Annotated in this window: 14 protein-coding genes; 10 read left to right on the top strand and 4 right to left on the bottom strand. The window is 44.3% G+C overall.

Translation table 11 applies throughout. The features are described from left to right. The first annotated feature begins 150 nt into the window (after positions 1–150). The 4 genes from AC3E9V_RS06120 (at position 151) to AC3E9V_RS06105 (ending at position 6428) form a co-directional block, all read left to right on the top strand. The gene (locus tag AC3E9V_RS06120; protein ID WP_488752308.1) at positions 151–825 is read left to right on the top strand and encodes a succinate dehydrogenase cytochrome b subunit; all 675 of its coding nucleotides are present in this window, start codon (positions 151–153) and stop codon (positions 823–825) included. 19 nt (positions 826–844) lie between these two features. Then, complete coding sequence (locus AC3E9V_RS06115; protein WP_488752307.1) at positions 845–2779, top strand: fumarate reductase/succinate dehydrogenase flavoprotein subunit; 1935 nt, start codon at positions 845–847, stop codon at positions 2777–2779. Between the two features lie 38 nt (positions 2780–2817). Beyond that, positions 2818–3555, top strand: a complete 738-nt coding sequence (locus AC3E9V_RS06110; RefSeq protein ID WP_488752306.1) for a succinate dehydrogenase/fumarate reductase iron-sulfur subunit — start codon at positions 2818–2820, stop codon at positions 3553–3555. 161 nt (positions 3556–3716) lie between these two features. Next, positions 3717–6428, top strand: coding sequence for a hypothetical protein (locus tag AC3E9V_RS06105; RefSeq protein ID WP_488752305.1), 2712 nt, complete (start codon positions 3717–3719; stop codon positions 6426–6428). 23 nt (positions 6429–6451) lie between these two features. Here AC3E9V_RS06105 and AC3E9V_RS06100 read toward each other — a convergent pair whose 3' ends face one another. Then, the gene (locus AC3E9V_RS06100) at positions 6452–7858 is read right to left on the bottom strand and encodes an MATE family efflux transporter (RefSeq protein ID WP_488752304.1); all 1407 of its coding nucleotides are present in this window, start codon (positions 7856–7858) and stop codon (positions 6452–6454) included. Between the two features lie 225 nt (positions 7859–8083). Between AC3E9V_RS06100 and AC3E9V_RS06095 the strand changes: the two genes are divergently transcribed. Both AC3E9V_RS06095 and AC3E9V_RS06090 read left to right on the top strand, forming a co-directional pair. Then, entirely contained in the window at positions 8084–8491 is a 408-nt protein-coding gene (locus AC3E9V_RS06095) for a hypothetical protein (protein ID WP_488752303.1), read from the top strand. A gap of 248 nt (positions 8492–8739) precedes the next feature. Next, positions 8740–9741 (top strand): hypothetical protein, encoded by a 1002-nt coding sequence (locus AC3E9V_RS06090; protein WP_488752302.1) that lies wholly within the window; start codon positions 8740–8742, stop codon positions 9739–9741. Here AC3E9V_RS06090 and AC3E9V_RS06085 read toward each other — a convergent pair. Continuing rightward, the gene (locus tag AC3E9V_RS06085) at positions 9738–11783 is read right to left on the bottom strand and encodes a M3 family metallopeptidase (protein WP_488752301.1); all 2046 of its coding nucleotides are present in this window, start codon (positions 11781–11783) and stop codon (positions 9738–9740) included. The two genes, AC3E9V_RS06090 and AC3E9V_RS06085, sit on opposite strands and share 4 nt — an antisense overlap. 77 nt (positions 11784–11860) lie before the next feature. On the opposite strand from AC3E9V_RS06085, the gene AC3E9V_RS06080 reads away from it, so the two are divergent. Together AC3E9V_RS06080 and AC3E9V_RS06075 are read left to right on the top strand one after the other, a co-directional pair. Beyond that, positions 11861–13462, top strand: coding sequence for a mechanosensitive ion channel family protein (locus tag AC3E9V_RS06080; protein ID WP_488752300.1), 1602 nt, complete (start codon positions 11861–11863; stop codon positions 13460–13462). Positions 13463–13468: 6 nt separating this feature from the next. Beyond that, on the top strand, positions 13469–14491 hold the full coding sequence (locus tag AC3E9V_RS06075) for a quinone oxidoreductase family protein (RefSeq protein WP_488752299.1): 1023 nt from the start codon (positions 13469–13471) through the stop codon (positions 14489–14491). A 68-nt stretch (positions 14492–14559) separates the two neighbouring features. Here AC3E9V_RS06075 and AC3E9V_RS06070 read toward each other — a convergent pair whose 3' ends face one another. Then, entirely contained in the window at positions 14560–15012 is a 453-nt protein-coding gene (locus tag AC3E9V_RS06070) for a hypothetical protein (RefSeq protein ID WP_488752298.1), read from the bottom strand. 451 nt (positions 15013–15463) lie between these two features. On the opposite strand from AC3E9V_RS06070, the gene AC3E9V_RS06065 reads away from it, so the two are divergent. Further along, entirely contained in the window at positions 15464–15826 is a 363-nt protein-coding gene (locus tag AC3E9V_RS06065) for a BlaI/MecI/CopY family transcriptional regulator (protein WP_488752297.1), read from the top strand. Further along, positions 15823–17646: a TonB family protein gene (locus tag AC3E9V_RS06060; RefSeq protein WP_488752296.1), complete on the top strand. Its 1824-nt coding sequence runs from the start codon at positions 15823–15825 to the stop codon at positions 17644–17646. The genes AC3E9V_RS06065 and AC3E9V_RS06060 overlap by 4 nt, the downstream gene beginning before the upstream one ends. Before the next feature lie 67 nt (positions 17647–17713). Here the strand turns inward: AC3E9V_RS06060 and AC3E9V_RS06055 are convergent, their stop codons facing one another. After that, on the bottom strand, positions 17714–18094 hold the full coding sequence (locus tag AC3E9V_RS06055) for a MotA/TolQ/ExbB proton channel family protein (RefSeq protein WP_488752295.1): 381 nt from the start codon (positions 18092–18094) through the stop codon (positions 17714–17716). Positions 18095–18157 lie beyond the last annotated feature (63 nt).

Raw genomic sequence — 18157 nt, 5'->3', positions numbered from 1 at the left:
ATACAATTGATCATATTGCAAATGAAGCAAAAATCTTACCTAACACAACGGCTCTGCTTATTTAGAAAGATTCAAAATAAGTTTTAGGATTGTTTGATCAACAATCGAGAAGTACCTTTGGCGGCAAACTATTGAAATACTGAGAAATATATGAACTGGTTTATCCGAACACTGTCCAGCACGATTGGCAGAAAGATCTTAATGGCCCTGACCGGGTTATTCCTTATCTTATTTTTAGTAATACACTTAATTGGAAACCTTCAACTCATCACTGATTCTTCAGGCAAAACTTTCAACCTTTATGCTGAATTTATGGGCAGCAATCCATTGATTCAGACCATTTCCATTGGAAACTTCTTCTTTATTCTTCTCCATGTGGCTGTCTCAATTATTCTGACCAGAACAAACAAAAAAGCCCGCGGAGTAGGATACTCAAAAGTGGGTAAAAGCAGTACCTGGAGTTCACGAAACATGGGCATTCTCGGAACGATCATTTTCATCTTCCTTGTGGTTCATTTAAAAGGTTTCTGGTTTGAAAGTAAGTTTGGAGATATGCCTGAAGCAACTTATGATGGAAAGACTGTGGGGGATCTCCATGCTGTAGTAAGTGCAGCATACACACAATGGTGGTATGTTGCATTCTACGTGGTTTGTATGGGCATTCTTGCTTTCCATTTATTTCATGGTTTCCAGAGCGCTTTTCAAACACTTGGGTTAAACAACAAGAAATATACACCAGCAATCAAGGCCATCGGGGTGGCTTACTCCATTATTATCCCAGCTTTGTTTGCGCTGATTCCTCTTTGGATGTTCTTTATGGGATAGTTTATCGAAAAGACTGATTATGAAATTAGAATCAAAAATACCAGAAGGTCCTGTAGCTGAAAAATGGACCCGACACAAATTCGGAATGAAGCTGGTCAACCCGGCTAATAAAAGAAAGTATGACGTAATTGTAGTGGGTACCGGACTTGCCGGTGCTTCTGCAGCTGCCTCTCTTGCCGAACTCGGCTATAATGTGAAGTCTTTTTGTTTTCAGGACAGTCCGAGAAGGGCACACAGTATAGCCGCTCAGGGAGGAATAAATGCTGCCAAGAACTATCAAAATGACGGGGATAGCGTTTACAGGCTCTTTTATGATACTGTGAAAGGTGGGGACTATCGTTCCCGTGAAGGAAATGTATACCGCCTGGCTGAGGTCAGTGTAAATATTATCGACCAGTGTGTAGCTCAGGGGGTGCCATTTGCGCGGGAATACGGAGGCCAGCTGGCAAACCGCTCGTTTGGAGGGGCACAGGTTTCCAGGACTTTTTATGCAAAAGGCCAAACCGGGCAACAATTACTTCTTGGTGCATACAGCGCCTTAAGCAGGCAGGTTGCAAATGGGAAAGTCCAGCTCTTTCCGCGTACTGAAATGCTGGATGTGGTCATGGTAGATGGAAAAGCACGAGGGATTGTGACCCGAAACCTGATTACCGGAAAGATAGAGTCACATTCAGCTCATGCCGTACTGCTATGCACCGGAGGTTACGGAAATGTATTCTACTTATCTACCAATGCCATGGGATCTAATGCAACAGCAGCATGGCGAGTACATAAGAAAGGCGCTCTTTTTGCAAATCCCTGCTACACGCAAATCCACCCTACGTGCATTCCCGTTTCCGGTGAGCACCAGTCAAAACTGACCCTGATGTCAGAGTCTTTGAGAAACGATGGAAGGGTATGGGTACCTAAGAAGAAAGAAGATGCTGAGAAAATCCAGAAAGGTGAGCTGAAAGCCATGGATATTGCTGAAGAAGACAGGGACTATTACCTGGAACGCAGGTACCCGTCTTTTGGCAATCTCGTACCCCGGGATGTAGCATCCCGAAACGCAAAATATGTGTGTGACGAGGGGCGTGGTGTCGGGCCTACAGGATTGGCAGTATACCTGGATTTTAAAGACGCTATAAAAAGAGATGGTATAGAGACCATCGAATCAAAGTACGGAAACCTGTTTGATATCTACGAAAAAATCACTGGTGAGAATCCGTACGAAGTGCCAATGAAGATCTACCCTGCAGTGCACTATACCATGGGCGGCCTCTGGGTAGATTACAACCTGAGCACTAACATTCCAGGGCTCTATGCGCTTGGGGAAGCTAACTTCTCAGACCATGGAGCTAACCGTCTCGGAGCAAGCGCATTGATGCAGGGTCTTGCTGATGGATATTTTGTTATCCCTTACACTTTGGGTGATTACCTGGCTACTATGCCTTATGACAAAATACCTACAGATCATGAAGCTTTCCGGGAAGCTGAGAATGGTGTAAATGAGAGTATTAAAAAGCTTCTGAGCATTAAAGGAAGCAAGCCGGTGGATTATTTCCACAAGAAGCTGGGCAAGATTATGTGGGATTACTGTGGTATGTCACGAAATGCAGATGGACTTAAAAAAGCCAAAAAGCTGGTTCAGGAGGTAAGAGAGGAATTTTGGAACGACCTGAAAGTGACCGGTGGCGATGATGAGCTCAATCAAAGCCTGGAAAAAGCCAGCAGAGTGGCTGATTTCATGGAGCTTGGAGAATTAATGATCGATGACGCGCTTCATAGAAACGAATCATGCGGAGGACACTTTCGCGAAGAGTACCAGACGGAAGAAGGTGAAGCTAAACGTGACGATGAGAACTTTTCGTATGTCGCTGCCTGGGAATATAAAGGAGAAAATAAACCGGAAGCTTTACATAAAGAGGATCTTGCCTTCGAAAACGTGAAACTAACGCAGAGAAGCTATAAGTAATAAAAACCCTTAAGACACAAGACTTAAGAAATAAGATTATGAAATTGACATTAAAAATATGGCGGCAAAAAAACGCCAACACAAAAGGAGAGTTTAAAGCATACGAACTGGATAATGTATCCCAGGATAGCTCTTTTCTTGAAATGCTGGACCAGCTCAACGTAGAGCTGGAGGAGAAGGGAGAAGAACCTGTGCACTTTGATCACGATTGCCGGGAAGGTATCTGTGGGATGTGTAGCCTGTATATCAATGGCAAGCCCCACGGACCTAAACAAACTACTACCTGTCAGCTTCATATGCGAAGCTTTAAAGATGGGGATACCATTACCATTGAGCCATGGAGAGCCCAGGCATTTCCTATAGTCAAAGACCTGGTAACTGACCGGACTTCATTTGATCGCATCATACAGGCCGGTGGATATATCTCTGTCAATACCGGAGGAGCTCCGGACGCAAACGAAATCCCGATATCAAAAGAAGTAGCTAATGAAGCAATGGATGCGGCTACCTGTATTGGTTGCGGGGCTTGCGTGGCAGCTTGTAAGAATGCATCGGCTATGCTGTTTGTATCTGCTAAAGTGGCTCACCTTGGCAAATTGCCTCAGGGAAAAGTAGAAGCTAAAGACCGGGTAGCCAAAATGGTGGCTCAGATGGATGAGGAAGGTTTCGGAGCATGTACAAATACCGGAGCATGTTCTGCTGAATGCCCTAAAGAAATAAGCCTGACTAATATAGCAATGCTCAACAGGGAATATATTTCTTCCAGCTTTAGCTAATCACGGAGGAAGACAGAATAAAACCTTACATTACCTCCTGGTTTCTCAGGAGGTTTTTTTGTTGATTTCATTTAAGCACTGCTTCTTATTATCTTGCAGCAAGCTTGGACTCTCCCGATTACTTAAGAGTCTTTTTTTCATTGCATCTGATAACTTTGGGGTTGAAGCGTTTTCTAATATTTCTGGCGGTTATTCTACTTGTGGGGACAGGCTACTTTACCTATGACAAATGGGTAAAGGATGCAAACCTCACTGTGTGGTCATTTGTGCCAGGAAATGCCGTCATGGTGTACGAAACTGAAGCTCCGCTACAAACCCTCCGGCAAATCCAGGAGACAACCATTTGGGAAAACCTGTCGCTGATCGATAAGGTGGGTAGTATTCCTAAAAACGTACACATTTTGGATACTTTAGCCGGTAAGGGAAATTTCGAAACCCTCTTTGAAAAAAACACAGCACTGATCTCTATGAATGTGACCTCCAGTACCGCATTCGACTTCCTGTTTATTGTCGAGATCAAAAGCTTATCCCAGCAAACTTACATCAGCAAAGCACTGGCATATTTCAGAGATCTCGGCTATAAAAAAAGGACAAGAGAATACCTCGACTTTACCATTACGGAAGTATCCAACCCAAAAGAAAACACGAGCTTTACATACATCTATTACAAAAACTATTTCATAGGAAGTTTTACCGCATTTCTTGTAGAGGATGCCATCCGGACAATAGCAGATAATGAAAATCCGGGTTTTAATAAGAAAAACCCAGAACTTCAGCAACTGGCAAAGCTGGAAAAAGATCAGGGCAATGTGTACCTCAACCTCAATAGGCTTGGTTCTTTCTTTGACATTTTCACCAAAACTCCTTACAATATCAATCTGGCCAAGTCCGCATTTCTGGACCTGAAAGTAGACAATGAGGTGATTACAATGAATGGTTTTTCCTATGCAGATGAGCCGAGTCATTTCTTAACAAACTTCCAAAATAGCGGTGGCGGAACGTTTGATATGGCGGAGATCATTCCCAACGAAACCTCCTGGATGTATCACCTAACCGCGGCTGACCCGGTAGCACTGGGCAAGTCTTTTAATGCCTACTTTCAGATTACCTCTCCCGAAGTACTTGATAAGCAAAAGGAGCTACTCCGGGAAATAGACTTTGATGTGAACTACACCTACTCACTCCTGGATCAGGAAATCGCCGTTATTACCCTTGAGTCAGCAGTCACAGGACAGCAAAACCAGCTGCTTATTTTGGAGATCAATGATATCGGCGAAGCGCTAAGTTATTTTAACTCTGTGGGTGAACGAATTGCAACCAAAGAGCAGGACACGGTTTACACTGAAGTATTCGGTGATTATCAAATACGAAAATTACCCGCTCCTGAATTTCCGTATGCCATGCTGGGTGAAATAGCCAAAGGTTTTCAGGAGATCTACTACCTGCAGTTCAGAAACTACCTGGTATTTAGCAACCACCTTCAGCAGCTTAAAAATTTCACGATCAGTATTGAAAATGAAAACACATGGAGTAAGTCCCTGCGGATCAACAGGTTCCTGGAACAGACCAATAAAGAAGCCAATTTCAGTGTTTTTGTTAATACCCCCAGAGCATGGAACCAATTCAACAGCATATTGACGGGCTCCTGGGAAATCCACTTTGATAATCACAGGTTTACTTACAAAAACCTGGAGTTTCTGGCCTTTCAGTTTAGTACGGTGGACGAAAAATTTTATACAAATGTGACCGTTTATCAGCCAGACCTGCCTCAAACGAACATTCCCGAGCGAATTAATACACAAAAGTCACTTACGATCCCTAATGCCATCACTACAAAACCCTGGCTCGTAACTAACCACAACAACCGTGAGAAAGAGGTATTTATTCAGGACTCTCTCAATAATATCTATCTTGTCTCTAATGGTTTTGAAGTACTCTGGAGCAAGCGGCTCGAAGAAAAAATCAACAGTGACATCTATCAGCTTGACTATTACAAAAACGGCAAACTGCAGATGGTCTTCACCACTCCATCCGCAGTGCATATCATTGACAGGACCGGAGAGTACATCCCTGAGTTTCCCAGAGGGCTGCCTGAAGGCAAAATCTCACACTTCTCATTGATCGACTATAATAATACCAGGGATTACCGGTTTGGCCTGGCAGATCGAAATGGCAATGTATACCTAACAGATAAAAATGTGCGTCCTCTTGGTGAGTGGGACCCAATGACTTTTGAATCCCCGCCGGTTCAGGCACCAACTCACGTTCGGATCAATGGAAAAGACGTCATTATGGTCCTATTGGAAAACGGAGACCTTAACCTCCTGAGCCGCAGTGGAAATCACTATCCTGGTTTTCCTAAAAAGATTGATAAAGCCATCAGGGAAAAAGCTTTTATCAAAAATGAGAACACTTTTGATCATTCAACCATAACAGTAATCACCACAGATGGGGAACTTATCGAAATGAACTTTGAGGGTACACTGATAAGACGCGAACAGCTCTACAAGCCGGCCACTACTACCCGTTTTATCCTCATGAAAGACGTAACCGGAGACACGTATCTGGTACTACGCCATACGGAAAATAAATATGAGATCCTGGACCCTGAAGGTAATGTCCTTTTCCAAAAAGACTACCTGACAACCAATCAACTTTTCCATCAGTACTACCAGCTTGGCGGTGGGACTGAGTTTATCATCTTCGTAGATCCGGGAGGAACTTATCTCTATACTTATGACCGGCAGGGCAACCTGGTAACCGGACGTCCGCTTACATCCAGCCAGCCGGTATCTATTATGATATACGATAATAAGTTCCAGGTTTACAAGGCTGTAGACCAAAACCTGGAACTCATATCAATAGATTTTTAACCCGGACAACCCGGAAGTATTACTTAGACTGCTATGGTTTTCCATTTTCCTCTTCTGAAAAGGAAAATAGAGATCACTGCCTGCAAAGAATGGCACACCGCTATTGTAAAAAACACCCCGTTTGCCTGCCAGTCCAACATAACCGACAACCAGTAGGCAAGCGGTATCTGAATAAGCCAAAAGACCACAAAGTTTACAGCCAGAGGTGTGCGGGTATCTCCGGCTCCATTAAAAGCCTGGCTGATAACCATACCATAAGCAAAAAACACATAACCCAGGCATACAATACGCAATGCCGACACGGCAATTTCAACGACCGCATCTTCTGTAGAAAACAGTTGGATTATAGGTTGTGCAGCTACAAAAAATATCACTGAAACCACTCCCAGGAAGATCATATTATACAGGGCTGTTCTCCACACAGAGATCTCCGCTCTATCGGGTGATTTAGCCCCAAGGTTCTGTCCTACAAGGGTGGCTGCAGCATTTGACATGCCCCAGGATGGTAAGATCGTAAACACGATAACCCTGAAAGCGATGGTATATCCTGCCAAAGCTTCAGCGCCAAATAGTGACATTACCCTAACCAAAAAGATCCAGCTGGCAGACTCAATAAGAAACTGGCCCATTCCTCCTAGTGAGATCCGAATCAACTCAAAAATGGTTTTGAGCCTGAATACCACGTTTTTGGCTCCCATTACGATCAGTGAGCGACCATTCACCAGATAAAATACCTGGTAAAGTACGCCCGTTGACCGGCCTATGGTAGTTGCTATGGCAGCACCCTGGACGCCCATTTCAGGTATTGGGCCCCAACCAAAAATCAAAATAGGATCCAGAATGATGTTCAGTCCATTAGCTATCCACAGGGATCGCATCGCAATGGAAGCATCACCTGCTCCGCGAAAGATCCCGTTAATCAGGAAAAGTAAAATAATGCTGATATTTCCCGCAAACATTACTTTAGTGTAGCCCGCACCCTCAGCAATAAGGTCTGGATCCGCTCCCATAAGACGAAGCACCTCCTCAGCACCGAAAAATCCGGCTACCCCAAGTAACGCAGACAAAATAGTGGCTAAAAGGATAGACTGAAAACCAGCGTCGGCTGCCCTTTTAAACTTCTTTTCACCCACTCGCCGCGACACGATGGCTGTAGTAGCCATACTCAAGCCGATGGCTATGGAGTAGATGATCATCAGTATAGACTCTGTAAGCCCTACTGTAGCTACCGCATTTACACTGACCTGTGAAACAAAAAATACGTCAGCCACAGCAAAAAGCGACTCCATGATCATTTCACCGATCATAGGAATTGACAACAGAAAAATCGCCCGGTCAATATTGCCCTTGGTGAACTCTTTCTCTGACCCTTTTAATGCCAGAATAAAAAACTTATATATACGTTGAATGTATTTGAAAGCTTGTAACATGATAGAAAATGAAAAATGTGGGAAATAAAAAAGGTGAATATAGCCGTGCCTGCTAGTGGTTTCTTAGCAGATCGAATTGGGGACTATATCGGCTACAAGCTTCATGATGGAGCAAAATAAATGTTTTTTTATGAATTAGCCAGCAAGGTTATTTAAATATTTTAAGACCAACCAACCAAAAATGTCCCTGAGGAGTCTTTTATGAAAGGTTTAAAAACTAAAAAAATGAAGATAATAGTAAAACTCATCTATTTCGCCCTGCTGTTCATGTTGTTTTCCTGTGGAAAGGATTCCATAAAACCGGAAGAAGAGTTTACCCTGAAACCTGGAGAAACAAAGAGCTTTGGGACACACTCGATAACTTTTACTAAACTGAAGTCTGACTCCAGGTGCCCGGAAATGGCCACTTGTATCCGGGCAGGACAGGCTCAGGTTTCTGTTCGGCTTGCACACGGTGACAGCCTTGCCCATTTTGACCTGGTTTCCGGAGAAGTAATGAAAGGTCAGCAAACCACAGTAAACTGGTATGATTACACTGTAGAACTACTTGACGTAAACCCTTATCCGAAAGTCAATGAAACCTACCAGGAAGACGATTACTCACTTCAACTTATCTTCTACCCGGCCAACTAAAGCCCTACAGAAAACCCGCAACTCGAAAATCTGTCAACCATTAACACCGATTATGCTATTGTATATCCGGGTTAATGGGTTTTAGTTGTATTTAAGAAAGATTCCGGAAAACCATTCAGTCCGACACGTGTTCTTGAAATTTTACAATAAAAGTATTCAATAGCATTCCAAGTTGCATTATATTCATAAATAATTTATAATTTCACCCAATATTCTTATTTTGCTTAGAATCACGGCCGAAAAAATTTATGATTAAGGACTATGGCATTTTGCTAGAGAACCTTCTCGGTAGAAGGTATGATGAGGCGCTCCGGGAGTCTATTGTTTCTGATGCTTTTGAGGAATATGAATACGCAGATAGTGTAAGGTATGCCTTGGAATCTATGGAAGAAATAGAACCTTCCTACGCTTATAAGACATTTCATTTAGCAAAAAGGATCCAGGACAAGATTGCAAAAGAATTTGAGAAAAGAGGGCTTCATGTAGATTTTCGGTATCAGGGACCTATTCAGACGGAAACACACGTGGTATTATATGGAGGTGTGGAGCTGATAGTCCTCACCAATCCCGGTCCCAATCAAAAGCCATGGAAAGTGGTTTACCAGACCGCCCAGGAGCTGATGGACGTCCTTACTAAAGAGGGTGGCTATAAAGAAGTAAACTACAGCAGTAAACACAAGATAAGATTAACCACTCTAAAGCCTACCTGCGAGGTAAGTATACTACCGGCAGTCTGGCTGGATAATGCTAAATTCAGGGCAAGCAAAAGAGAGATCGACCGTGGGATCTGCGAATACAACCTGGGGCAAAAAACCCGGCGAAGATACCTCCCCTTCCTGAACATTGCCCGGATCAATGCGCGGGACAGTAAATGCAACGGTGGTCTGAAACGTATGGCCAGACTACTTCGGACTTTGCAACGGGATGCTCATGAAACCATCGATCTGAACAACTACGAGATCTGTGCAATGCTGTATGGCGTACCGGAAAAGCAGCTGCAGTTTAACAGTAAGAAATCACTTAGTTTACTGGGTGTGGTTTCAGCCCAACTCAACAGAATTGTCACTGACAAAAAGTACCGGGAAGAGCTTATCTCCCCCAGTGAGAAAGAGCTTGTATTTGGTAAAAAAGGATTCAAGGCGCATGAAGTAGAAAAGCTCAAAACCGAGCTGGACGACCTCACCGCAGACCTACTGGAAGACCTTAAGCAGGAAGATCAGAACCTGTACAGTGAGATTGAGTATTACTAAACCAACCCGGCCCTTTTCAACAGCGCCTCTGGCTCAGGCTCCTTACCCCTGAATTTTTTGTAAAGCTTCATAGGGTGCTCCGTACCTCCTCTGCTAAGGATATTTTCTTTAAAGGACCTGGCCGTCTCCGGGTCAAATACGCCACGCTCCTGAAATACTGAGAAGGCATCCGCATCCAGTACCTCCGCCCACTTATAACTATAATAACCTGCTGCATAGCCTCCGCCAAATATATGACCGAACTGAACGCTCATATTGGTATCCGGCACGGTGGGAAAAAGCTCAGTCGGGGCAAAGGCCTCCTGCTCCACTGCTTTCACATCTTCTACAGTGCCGGCTTTTTCCAGCGGCATGTGGTGCCAGTTCATATCGAGCAGCCCAAAGCTAAGCTGTCGCAAAGTCGCATAAGCCTCATGAAAAATAGCGCTCTCTTTTAGTCTTTCCACATATTCTGCCGGTATCAGCTCACCCGTTTGGTAGTGTTTTGCAAACAGGTCCAGGCACTCCTTTTCATAGCACCAGTTTTCCAGGATCTGGGAGGGCAGCTCTACAAAATCCCAGTAAACATGAGTGCCTGACAGGCTGCCATACTTTGTATCTGCCAGCATACCATGAAGGGCATGTCCAAACTCATGGAAAAGCGTTTTTACTTCATCAAACTTCAAAAGGGACGGACTATCTTCAGATGAGGGCGTGAAATTACATACTATACTAACATGCGGAATGATCTTTTTTCCATTCACTTTCTTCTGATCCCGGTAAGAGGTCATCCATGCGCCTCCCCTTTTCCCATCCCGTGGAAAAAAATCAGCAAAGAAGACAGCGCTGACTTCCCCCTTATCCTTGTCAATCACCTCATAAGTCTCCACATCCGGATGATAGACCGGGATATCCGTCCTCCTTTTGAAAGAAACCCCATAAAGTCTTTCAGCTGTTTTGAAAACTCCGTCTATCACATTTTCTAACTTAAAGTAGGGCTTAGTCAGCTCATCATCAAGGTCATATTTCTGCTTGCGGAGTTTTTCCGAATAGTAGGCCCAGTCCCATCGCTGCAACTCATGGTCTACTCCCAGGGATTGCATAAACTCCTTAAGCTCCTCCACCTCTTCTTTAGCTTTGGGCAAAGCTTTCTCCAGAAGGTCATTCAGGAAGCCTGTAACCTTATCCGGACTCTCCGCCATACGCTCCTCCAGCACATAAGCCGCATAGGTAGGGTAACCTAATAGCTGAGCCTTTTCGGCGCGCAGTTTCACCAGTTGCTTGATGATTTCCTGGTTATCGTATTTGTCTCCCTTCAGCGCTTTGCCCATGTAGGCTTTATACAAGGTCTCCCGTAAGGCACGATTATCAGCATGCTCCATGAAGGGCACATAGCTTGGAGCCTGAAGTGTAAATACCCATTTCCCCTCTTTACCTTTTTGCTTTGCAGTAGCAGCAGCCCTGCTAATTACATCCTTTGGGAGGCCTTTCAGGTCCTTTTTATCCTCGATCACCAGCTGGTATGCATTGGTTTCAGCCAGCACATTCTCACCAAACTGCAGAGATAACTTTGAGAGCTCCATTGTCACCTCCTTGTACCGCTCCTTTTTTTCTCCCTGCAGATCTGCACCACTTCGCACAAATCCCTTATACGTTTTTTCAAGAAGCATTTTCTGCTCATGATCAAGCTGAAAAACAGCTCTCTTTTCATAAACTGACTTGATCCGCTTCCAAAGCTGCTGGTTTTGCTTGATCTCATTATCAAAGGCAGAAAGCACAGGCGAGGCATCTCTGGCTACTTCCTGGAGAGGCTCACTTGTTTCTGCAGAGTTCAGGTTAAACAACACGTTAGCCACCCGGTCCAGCAGTTCTCCGCAGCGCTCCAGCTCTTCTATGGTATTTTCAAAAGTAGGCTCATCCGGGTTTTCTGCGACTTGCTTGATCTCTTTCCTCGCTTCCTCTATGCCTTTCTCCAAAGCAGGCATATAATGGGATACTTCTATTTGATCAAATGGCGGTACCCCGTAAGGAGTATCATACTGTTGCAGAAATGGGTTATTCATATAGCTATCAAAAATTTAAAGGACCAAAGTTAAGTTGAATAAAACTTACCTTTGCCCCCAAATAATACTTTAATACGATGAAGCGACCGGTTTTTGTTCTTCTTTGTTCCTTATCTTTTTCGGCGCTATGCCAGGACTCTCTGTATGTGGACCTGTCCAGCCCGTACGGCACTGTTAAAACACACCTCTATTACCTGCAGGAAGAGCAGTATCAACCTGCCCTGGCCGCAATCCCTTTTAAACGTGAAGGCGTGTCACAGACGGCTGCAGAAAGCTATGCGATCAAGCTCAAGCAGATCCTGGATGGAGAAGGTACCTATATAGACATGGAGCTGATCCCTAAGAAGCCGGATTATTTTGACTCACTAAAAAAGCAACACGAGTACCTGCTCACCGAAAAGCATCCACAGATCTACCTGGATCGTGTAGGTGGAAAATGGTACTACTCCCGACGGACCATAGCCGCCATAGAAGACCTACATGCAGAAGTTTACCGGTTCGGTACCGACAAGCTGCTGGACCTGCTCCCAAAAATGGGCACTCAAAAGATCATGGGGCTCCATCTCTACCAGTACATAGGTATCCTCATCCTGGCGCTCCTCAGTGTGATCATTCACAAACTGCTCACCTTCCTTTTTGAGAGGTTTATTTTGAAAATGCTGCTCAAAGCAGGCTATGAAAACCTGGCTGACAATTTTCTGGTCCCTGTGGCCAAACCCATCAGCATTTTTGTGATCCTCCTGCTGCTGGTCATTTTCTTACCCACGATACAGCTTCCCCCTGATATGTCGCAGTATATCATCATGGGGTTAAAAGCCTTGCTTCCACTCTTTGGTACCATCGTCTTTTACCGTATAGTAGACATCCTGGCAAAGTACCTGCAGCGCCTGGCCATAAAGACTGAAAGCACCCTGGATGACCAGCTGGTACCCTTACTCCGCAAAACTTTAAAGACTTTTGTGGTAGCGATAGGCTCATTGTTTGTCTTACAAAGCCTGCATATCCCGATCATTCCTTTACTGACCGGACTGTCCATTGGGGGTTTAGCCTTTGCCCTGGCTGCCCAGGATACCATCAAAAACTTCTTCGGATCACTCATGATCTTCATTGACAAACCTTTTCAGATCGGTGACTGGATCACATCCGGTGAAATAGATGGTTCGGTGGAAGAAGTGGGTTTTCGGTCTTCCCGGATCCGCTCCTTCAGAAACTCCCTCATGTACGTCCCCAACAGCCAGCTTGCTGACAGCACCATAGATAACCACGGCATGCGGAAATACCGAAGGTTCTATACACAGATAGCCGTAACTTATGACACGCCTCCGGAGGTTATCGAAGCCTTTGTGCAGGGCCTCAGAAAGATCGTGGAAAAGCACCCGGATACCCGGAAAGACTATTACAATATATACTTCAATGACATGGCGAGCTTTTCGCTCAATATCATGTTTTACATCTTTTTTGAAGTGCCCGACTGGTCAGCAGAGCTTAAAGCACGACATGAGATCCTCCTGGAGATCATTAAGCTGTCCAGGCAGCTGGGAGTAAATTTCGCATTCCCTACTCAAACGCTGCACATGGAAAACTTCCCGGGTCAGCCTTCATTATCTCCGACTTATGCAGATAAGAGCGAACTGGAAAAACAATTGGACCAATATTTTAGCCAACCTTCAAAGAACTAACTATATATGAAAGCCTACACACTGGTCAAAAACGGAAAACCGGAAACCGCATTTGAGCTACGAGAAACCCCCACCCCAAAACCAGGCCCGGGAGAAGTGCTTGTAGCCTCGGAAGGTTTTGGGCTCAACTTCGCTGATGTCATGGCCCGCCTGGGCATCTACCAGGACTGTCCGCCGTTACCTACAGTGATCGGTTATGAAAACGTAGGTCGTATCAAAGAGACAGGTGATGGTGTAACCGGTCTGAAAGTAGGTGATCGTGTGCTGGCATTTACACGATTTGGCGGATATGCTGATCATATTGTTTCTCCGGCTATAGGAGTTGCAAAGATTTCGGAAGGTCTCAGCCTCGGAGAAGCCACGGCCCTGGCTACGCAATATGTGACTGCCTACTTTGCAGCGGAGAAAACCGTCACTCTTCTCAAAGGAGATCATGTATTGATCCACGCTGCAGCTGGAGGGGTAGGAACCGCCCTCATCCAATTCCTGAAAGCAAAAGGCTGCATCATCTTTGGGACCGCCGGGTCCACGGCAAAAATGGAATACCTGAAAAAGCAGGGAGTTGATTATCCGATCAACTACCGGGAAGTTGACTATCAGCAGGAAATTGAAAGGCTGGGTTTTGGAAAAAAATTAGACGCCACTTTTAACCCTATAGGTGGAAACTATGTGAAGAAGGATTTTAAGCTGCTCAATGCAGGCGGACGACTGGTACTGTACGGAGCCTCTAAACTGACAGAGGCCCGTGGCAATATTTTTAAAATGCTGGGATTGGTGTTTGGTTTTGGCTGGTGGAGCCCTATCCGTTTTGTATCAAAATCCCAATCCCTCATTGGTATCAATATGCTGAGAATTGCTGACCACAAGCCTGAAGCCTTTCAGCAATGCTTGCGGGAAGTAATAGCGCTAGCTGAAAAGGGCAAGATCAAGCCCGTGGTAGGAAAAGAATTTCCTGCTGAACAGCTGGCAGAAGCACATAGCTTCCTTGAATCGAGAAAATCTACTGGGAAGTTAGCCGTGAGGTGGTAAAAACAAAAAGGTGATGCAAAAATGCATCACCTTAAGGCGGCGAGGAAAAACCCATTTAACATCTTGATTCAATGCCCTTTTGAAAGCCTGAACATTTTGATAGCTAATAGATCGGCTTCCGAGGCATCAGAAAATATTTCCTCCACAGCCATAAAAGAACCGTGCCCTTTTTCATTTTCATACCCCATAAGGATATAGTCCTCTTCTATCCCGTCAATCAAAATTTTGAATTCATACACCGTCACAATCTCCTTGCCAGCGCCGAACTTCCTAATGAAGAAATCCGCCTTATCACCTGAAATCATTTTCGCCGAAGCTTCCCATAGCTCGGAGTGACCACCATACGCTTTCACGGAAAGGTCGCCATGATACTTATCCACTTCATTGTGGTGGTGTTTTACTTTCAATACATCAAACTCAAAGATCCTGGGCTCGCTATGGTATTTGCCGGAAAAAAACTGCGCTGAAGCAGATCCGGTAATGAACACTACTCCTATAGCGAGCAGTAAAATATTTTTCATGTTTATTGTTTTAGGCGCAAAACAAAGATTAACAAACACTGGAATAAGTCAATTTTCTATTCGATAAACACTATTTTATCAGGCATAAGTAACATTTTTTGAAGGTTAATTCTCTCAGGAAGATGTCTGTTATGAACTAAAACCCTGAAAATGAGCAAAAACGAGTAGAGGACAGTTTTGCATTCCTGAATGTTCCCAACAATTTTCACACAAAAACAGACTTGCTTATAAACATTCCCCCACACCCTTTTTCTTCCCGAAGCTTGGGGAGGGGAATATTGGTGTTTTTGTTTGAAAACTTCTTATAACGCCGGGGTCATTTTTTTTTGCAAACTGTCGTCCACCCGCAAAACTCCACCCTTAAAACTAAAAAATTAGTTGATAAATTTTGATGCTACCAACTAAAGAATTAGTTTTGAACTAATCATTTAGTTATAACCGGTAATCAGCGATGAAAGAATTAACCAAAGCAGAAGAAGAAATCATGCAAGTACTCTGGGAGCTGGAGAGCGCTTTTGTAAAAGAAGTCATTGAAAAGCTACCTGAACCCAAACCTGCATATAATACGGTATCCACCATCGTTCGGATCCTTGAACAAAAGGGATTCGTAGGACATGAAGCTCACGGAAAGTCACATAAGTACCATCCGTTGATCTCGAAGGAAAACTATACCAGGTCTTTTATGAAAGGTTTTGTAAAGAAATATTTCAGTGGTTCCTACAGGCAGATGGTTTCCTTTTTTACCAAAGAGGATAATCTGAGCCTTAATGAACTGGAACAGTTGTTAAACGAACTAAAAAAGAACAAGTCATGATCCGCTACCTGATAGAATTCGTCATTATCCATTCACTACTGATATTGGGCTACTGGATGTTTCTGAAGAATGAGACTCAGTATGCAAAAATGCGGACATACCTTATTGGTAGTACCCTCCTTGCATTGATCATACCCCTGCTCACCTTACCATCCATTCAGTCTTTTCTTTTCCCTCCGGAAAAAGAAGCAGGTTTTGCGCTCCAGCTCAACCCGGTAAGTTACATTCCCATCAGTGAGCCTTCAGAATCCGAATCAGGACCCAGTGCTTTAGTATGGCTTTACATCCTCATCAGCTGCTGGTTTTTATATAAAATAATGCTGGGCCTCATCTATCTGGTAAAACTTCGGTTTAGCAGTGAGCGAAGAACCATCTATGGTATTGACATTCGGAGGGTCCCAAGCCTGAAAGGCAGCTTTTCATTTTTTGAATGGATCTTCGTCAGCAATCGCATCGAAGAAGAACAGGAGTCCTTTCTACCTATCCTAAAACACGAGTATGCCCACGTGAGACTCGGCCACAGTTATGATCTGCTGTTTTTCCAGATTTTCCGCGTGATTTTCTGGTGGCTGCCATCGGCGTGGTATATCAATAAAGAAATTAAAAAAATCCATGAGTACCAGGCTGATGCCTATGCGCTAAAGTCGTATAGCCTCGACCAATACTCATCGATACTGATCAGTTCTACTTTGAAATCAAATGGACTGAGCCTGGCCAGCTCCTTCCATGATGGTTTAATCTTAAAACGAATAAAAGCAATGAAACAAACTGTAAAAAAGATCAATCCCTGGAAGCTAGGTGCATTAGGGATACTTTGTACGCTTCTGGTTATCACATTTGCGTGCAATGAAGAGCTGGATGCTGAAATCAAAAAGATGGGGGAATCCGGCAATGCAATCTCCTTTGACCAGCTTCCTGCGGATATGCAAGAGAACCTGGCCGAGATTAAAGGAGACCTTTCATTTATGAAGGTGGAAGTAGGTGAGAATGACAAGCTATCCGATTCGGAAGAATTGAAATCCCTTGACCCGAAGCTCATCCACTCAATCAACGTAGACAAAATTGCCCGGACGATCTACATCGCATTAAAAAAAGATGGAGCAAACTTTGATTATGTAGCTAACCAGTCAAAAATGGAGGGTGAGGTATTTACCATAGTGGAAGAACAGCCGGAGTACCCCGGTGGCATTGAGAAGTTTTACCAATACGTTGGTGAAGAGATCAAATACCCTCAATCAGCACGAGAAGCAGGCATTTCGGGCAGAGTGTATGTTCAATTTATCGTGAATAAAGACGGCAGCCTCTCAGACATTAAACCCGTAAAAGGCATTGGCGGAGGCTGTGACGATGAAGCGGTCAGAGTAATCGCAAACTCCCCTCAATGGAATCCCGGGAAACAGCGGGGAAAAGCCGTAAAAGTCAGAATGGTGATGCCTGTTGTCTTCGCGCTAAATGGTAAAGCTCCAGCCTCCTCCACCATGTCAACAAATGGAGAGACAATGGATGAAACTGTAGTGGTAGGATATGTCGATAATGATGATGTAATTGAAATTTCCGGAAATGAAACCGGCGGAACAGCCAATTTCGTAAAGCATGAGAAGTTTACTGTAGAAGCCATGTACGAGGACGGTGCATGGACAGGAACTGTCATAGATACGGAAACAAGAAAACCACTTCCCGGTGCTAATATCGTAGTGGCAGGAACCAGTAAAGGGACGGTTTCTGACCTGAAGGGAAACTATAAAATTGAAGCTTCAGAAGATGCTGAGCTGGTGGTAAGCTTTGTAGGCTATGAATCTGTCCGGGTTAGAAACAAGTGAGTAATAATCGATAATTTTATTCAGGAATTGCCATTAATCGGCAATTCCTGAAACTAACCAACTACACCTATGTGTCGGCCTTTTTCATCACTCCACTCAGTACCAGCCAGATCGCCAGTGCTAATGCATATACAATCAGCCCATAAAGAGTGGTGATCGAAGAAACCTTAAGTCCGCCCGCAAGCATGGCCGGAGAAACGCTCCCCACCTGCTCAATGGCTTTAAAAGCTGAAAACAAACCGATCATCTGTCCAAGTACTCCACAGACTGCGGCGAAAAGCCCCGCGGATTTGATAAGTTTCAGCTGGTCTTTAACATAATCTGCCGCATGCTCTTCGGAACCAAATACCAGCATGGACCCCCTCACGGCGGTAACTAAAACCAGTATCAATCCTATTGTCACGACACTCATAAACAATGGGCCACCCATTACAAATAAATCAAACATAATTCTCCATATTTAGTGAAACAATCATGGGTCCAAAGCTATGGGGACACCCGGTCGTGACGC

It is taken from the genome of Marinoscillum sp. HNIBRBA16962 (assembly GCF_057801515.1).
The sequence above is the reverse complement of the archived record's forward strand: the minus strand, read 5'-3'. Positions and strand labels throughout refer to the sequence as shown.